General features: G+C 63.9%; 4 protein-coding genes. All 4 read right to left on the bottom strand.

Translation table 11 applies throughout. The features are described from left to right. Positions 1-1,355: ATP-binding cassette domain-containing protein (locus EOA29_RS24885; protein WP_127221751.1), on the bottom strand; the 1,355-nt coding region annotated here is incomplete at its 3' end. A gap of 32 nt (positions 1,356-1,387) precedes the next feature. Continuing rightward, a complete protein-coding gene (locus EOA29_RS24880) occupies positions 1,388-2,896 on the bottom strand; it encodes a family 16 glycosylhydrolase (RefSeq protein WP_126094656.1) in 1,509 nt (502 codons plus the stop codon). Between the two features lie 342 nt (positions 2,897-3,238). Further along, positions 3,239-4,030, bottom strand: coding sequence for a pyrroline-5-carboxylate reductase dimerization domain-containing protein (locus EOA29_RS24875; protein ID WP_126094655.1), 792 nt, complete (start codon positions 4,028-4,030; stop codon positions 3,239-3,241). Positions 4,031-4,086: 56 nt separating this feature from the next. Then, on the bottom strand, positions 4,087-4,791 hold the full coding sequence (locus tag EOA29_RS24870) for an SDR family oxidoreductase (protein WP_126094654.1): 705 nt from the start codon (positions 4,789-4,791) through the stop codon (positions 4,087-4,089). Positions 4,792-4,921 lie beyond the last annotated feature (130 nt).

Genomic DNA, 4,921 nt, shown 5'->3' with positions numbered 1-4,921 from the left:
GTCTGGTAGCCGTCGCGCAGCGTCAGGATCAGCTCATGCGCTTCCGCGCGCCTGGCCGCCTCGACGATCGCGGCGTCCTCCGCGTTCGGGTCGAAGCGGGCGACATTGTCGCCGATCGATCCGGGAAACAGCTCCACCTCTTGCGCCAGGTAGCCGATCTTTCTGCCGAGCTGGTTTTCGTCCCAGCTCCTGAGGTCGGCGCCGTCGACCCTGACGGTGCCGCCGGTCGGCTGGGCAGCGCCGACAAGCAGCCGCGCCAGCGTGGATTTGCCGGCGCCGCTCGGGCCGACGATCGCCACCGCCTCGCCGGCGCCGATTTGGAAATTCAGCCGCTTGAGGATGGGTTCGGTGCCTGGCTGGGCATTCGGCGCCATGAAGAAAAGGTCCTGCACGGCAATCGCGCCTAACGGATCGGGCAGGGCGAGCCTGCGCGATTGCGCCGGCTGCGCCGCGAGCGACCTTTCCAGCCGTGTCCACGCTCGACGGGCATCGGCGATCTGGCGCCAGGCGCCGATGAGCTGGTCGAGCGGCTGCAGCGCACGCGACGACACCAGCGAGGAGGCGAAGATCATGCCGGCCGTCATCTGCCCCTCGACCACCAGCCACGCACCGGCGCCGAGGATCGCGAGCTGCAGCATCATGCGCAGCGCCCGCGAGGCGCCGCTGAAGATCGCGTTGGCGCTCGCGGAGCGATCGTGCAGGATGAGCGCTTCGCCGACGTACCGCCCCCAGACCCGCGCGGCGTTGTCGACCATGCCCATGGCGCGCAGCGTTTCGGCATTGCGGGCAAAGACCTGTTCCGCCTGGGCAGCCAAAGCCGAACGTTCCACCGACAAGGCATCGTTTCGGCCGATGGCAAGCTGGTTCGCCACGACCAGGAGAACCAGCAGCACCGTGCCGGCGAGCGTCACCCAGAACAGGACGGGATGGATGAGATAGAGCAGGGCGAGGAAGACCGGAGCGAAGGGCAGGTCGAACAACACCGCCACGCCGCGCGACCGGATGAAGGCGCAGACCGAAGCGAGGTCGCGCAGCGGCGACAGGCCGCCCGCATGTTTAGCGGCAAGCGAAAGGGCGAACGTTCCGGCACCCAGCTTTCGGTCGACGGTCGCAGCGACGCGATGCGTGTAGATGGCGCGCACCGCATCGAGGAAGCCGAGGAAGGCGAGAGCCAGCACCGCGATGAGCGAGAGGTAAAACAGCGTCTCGATGCTGGAGGACGGCAGCACGCGATCATAGACCTGGAGCAGGTAGAGCGGGATTACCAACAGCAGGATGTTGATCAGCACAGAGAAGGCGCCGACATCGGCGATGGCGCGCAGAAAGACCGGCCGCAGGCCCGACGGTCGAGTCATTTGCCCATTCCCGGCCGCTGCATGATCGCGCCTTAGGCGTGGCCCCCGAACTCGGAACCGCCGTGCAGCGTGCTGCTGGCGATACTGTACGTGGCTATGCTCTGGGTGGTCTGAGTGGTGGTACTGCTGCTGGTGACGTTCAGCGCGGTCGCCGGCGCGCTGTCGAGCGTGTAGGCGTGGACATAGTCGATCTTCATCTGAGCCGGGGTCGCCAGATGATCCGGCGGCGCGCCGGCCTGACCGCCGACCGCGAGGTCGACCAGCATATACATGGGCTTGTTCATGTCGGACGGCGTCGCCACTTCCGCCACCTGCACGCCATCATAGGTCCAGACAAGCTTGTCCGGCGTCCATAAGAGGCCATAGGTGTGGAAGCCTTGGGTATCCATAACGTTCACCGTCGACCCGACCTTGGTGTGCGTGCCCGTCTCATTGGTGTGCGCGGTCATCAGAAGCGAGTTCGGGCTTTGGCCGTACATTTCCACCACGTCCAGCTCCGGCGGCCACGAGCCGTCCTCCGGCAGCAGCCAGAAGGCCGGCCAGGCGCCGGCGTTTTCGGGCAGGTCGGCGCGCATTTCGAAATAGCCGTAGGTCTGCGAGAAGGAGTCGTGCGTCGTCAGGAGCCCGGAGGTGTATTCGTAGTTGTTGATCAGCGGCTTGATGTCAGCCGGTGTCTGCGCTGCGGTGATGGTGAGAACGCCGTTGTTCACGCTGAACGGGTGGACCGAGCTCGTCGGGGCGTAATTGGCGTCGATATACCACTGCAGCTCGTTGTTCTGGGTGAGCGTGCTGCCGTTCGGCGCGCCCCACCAGAAGTTGGTGTCCCAGGTGCCGCCTTGGCTATTGTGAAGGTTCAGCGTGTTGAACTCGTCGCCGAAGGACAGCGTCATGTGCGATTTGTCGATCGGCAGCTCGAACTGGCTGGGCTGCAGCTTGTCGATGGTCGTGTCCTTGAACTCGAGGATCTCACCGGATCCGAGGTTCAGGATCACGTTCGATCCCGCCTGAACCATGTTAGAGTGAATTGCGTCGAAGGAAGTGAACCCATAGCCATCGAGGCGGACAGTGTCGGTCGCTGCAAAATTGGCGATCAGGTCGCTTCCGTTGCCGTTCTTGATGATGAACGTGTCGTAGCCGCCGCCGCCGTCGATCAGAACATCGTTTCCCACGCCGCCGTCCAGCGTCTGGTGGTCGGCCTTAGCGGTGATGATGTTGTCCAGCGCATTTCCGAACGCATAGCGATTGGCGGTGGTGACGATGAGGTTCTCGACGTTGTTCGGGAGCGTATAGCTCATCCAGGTGCTGATCGTGTCGATGCCTGCCCCATAGCCCTCGGCCACCTTGTTGCCCGCGGCATAGAGGTAATAGATGTCGTCGCCGTAGCTACCGTGCATGGTGACATTGACACCGGAGGCTCCATAGAAGGTGTCATTGCCGGAGGTGCCCCACAAGTCCGGCCCAGACCCAGATGCCGAGAACCAATGGGTGGATGTGCCGCTATAGGGAAGAGGAACGCCTACTGCGTTGACGATGGAGGTCATCGGACAATCTCTCCGTGCTGCCTGGCTCCTGGAACACGCTATGCAGGTTCCGTCGACCGCTTCCAAAAAACTTCTAATTCAAATGATAGTTCCAAGGAATAACCATATAGTACAGAGGAAACTTTCCTTTGGATCGATTAATTCTTCAGAATAGATAGAATAAGGATTTGCTAATACAATTTAGGCGTGAAGTCTGGTTAATTTTATACAATAGTGATGAATTTCTGCCGACTGGTTAGGCAGTCTGCCGCGGATGAACGCATTTGTTGCGGCGCGGCGCTCTCACCCGGGGCGGCGGTTCGAATCAGCGGACGGATAGCGCAGTGACGGACCGTCGTCGGCTCAAAGCTTTCCCATCGCGATCGACTTCAGGAATGCCGCCGCAAGCCCCTTGGCCACCGCTTCGTCGAATCCCGCTTCGCGCATGGTCTCGATTGCCGCGGCGGTGGTGCCGCGATAGCCGAGGAAGGCTTCCACCGTGTCGGCCGGCGAGGCGTCGTTGAGCTTCAGCAGCCGGCCGGTGCCGGTAAGCACGGTGTTGACGGCGCGTCGCGCTACATCGGGCGAGAGGCCGAAGGCAACCGCGTCGCGCATCATCGCGTCCGCCAGCAGGGCAGGGAAGGCGGGGCCCGATCCTGTCAGGCCGGTGAGGTAGTCGATGTCGCGCTCCGTCGCCACCTCGTCCTCAACGCCGCAGGCATCGAAGATCGCGCGCACGGTTGCGCGGTCCACCTCGGTGGTGTCGCCGCTCGCGATCCATGGCGTATAGGATTTGCCGACCTCGGCCGCCGCGTTGGGCAGTGTGCGCGCCACCCGGCGCGTGCCGTGCTTCTCGCCGATCTCGGCCAGTCTTATGCCGGCCATCACCGAAATCACCAGCTTGCCCTTGGCGTCCAGCTCGAGCGACGGCCAACCCTGCGGCCGCACCGAAAGCATGATGACGTCGGAGCGGTCGGCGAGCGCCTGGTTGTCATCGGTCCAGAACGCGCCCGAAAAACGGTCCGGTTTGGCGCTCCGATAGGACAGCGCAAGGTCTTCCACCCGCACCACGCCGGCCGCAAGTGCAGCACCCGCAATGGCACCGCCCAGCCAGCCGGCGCCGCCGACGATGCCGAGCTTGAATGAAGCGCTCATCCTTGCCTCCTCGCCGAAAACCGCAGGGTAGCGGAGGCAGGTCGCTATTCAAGCACTCAATACCCCCGCATCAGCCCGCCATCGACGCGGATGTTCTCGCCGGTGATGTAGGCCGCGCCGTCCGACGCGAGGAACGAGATCGTCGCCGCCACTTCCTCCGACGTGCCGTAGCGCTTCATCGGCACGCTCTGGCGGCGTTCCTCGACAGCGGGCAGGCTGTCGATCCAGCCCGGCAGCACGTTGTTGATGCGGATGTTGTCGGGCGCATAGGTGTCGGCGAAGATCTTGGTGAAGGCGGCGAGCCCGGCACGCGCCACCGCCGAGGTCGGGAAGGCAACGCTCGGCTCGAACGCCCAGGCGGTCGAGATGTTGATGATCGCGCCGCCCTTCTGCTTCTGCATCACCGGCGTCACCAGCCGGGTCGGGCGCACGACGTTGAGGAAATAGGTGTCGATCCCCTTGTGCCAGTCGTCGTCGCTGATCTCGATGATCTGCGCGCGCGGTCCGTGGCCGGCGCTGTTGACCAGGACGTCGATGCGACCCCAGCGTTCCAGCGCACCGTCGGTGAGACGCTTCAGGTCATCGTTCGACTGGTTGGAGCCGGTGACGCCGAAGCCGCCGAGCTCGTTGCCCAGCGCCTCGCCCTTGCCGGAGGAGGAGAGCACGCCGACCTTGAAGCCGTCCGCCGCCAGCCGCTTCGCCGCCGCCGCGCCCATGCCGCTGCCGCCCGCCGTCACCAGAGCCACTTTTTCGTCTGCCATGTCGCTGTCCATCCTGATTTTTGGGCCGTTGTCGAAAGCACTTCAGTTAGCATGGACCTGGGCAGGCACGAACCGGTTTGGATTGCGCCAACGCGGATGGGGTTGGCGAAAGCGGCGGAGCGTGCAATCT

Origin of the sequence: Mesorhizobium sp. M1E.F.Ca.ET.063.01.1.1, assembly GCF_003998155.1 — a bacterium.
Taxonomy (GTDB): domain Bacteria; phylum Pseudomonadota; class Alphaproteobacteria; order Rhizobiales; family Rhizobiaceae; genus Mesorhizobium.
Note: the sequence above shows the minus strand (reverse complement) of the source record. Positions and strands in the feature narration are given on the sequence as shown.

What these genes read in the sequence shown, in the direction of transcription:
- EOA29_RS24880 (WP_126094656.1), bottom strand. Translation starts at nt 2,896, where the DNA reads ATGACCTCCATCGTCAACGCAGTAGGCGTTCCTCTTCCCTATAGCGGC.
- EOA29_RS24875 (WP_126094655.1), bottom strand. Translation starts at nt 4,030, where the DNA reads ATGAGCGCTTCATTCAAGCTCGGCATCGTCGGCGGCGCCGGCTGGCTG.
- EOA29_RS24870 (WP_126094654.1), bottom strand. Translation starts at nt 4,791, where the DNA reads ATGGCAGACGAAAAAGTGGCTCTGGTGACGGCGGGCGGCAGCGGCATG.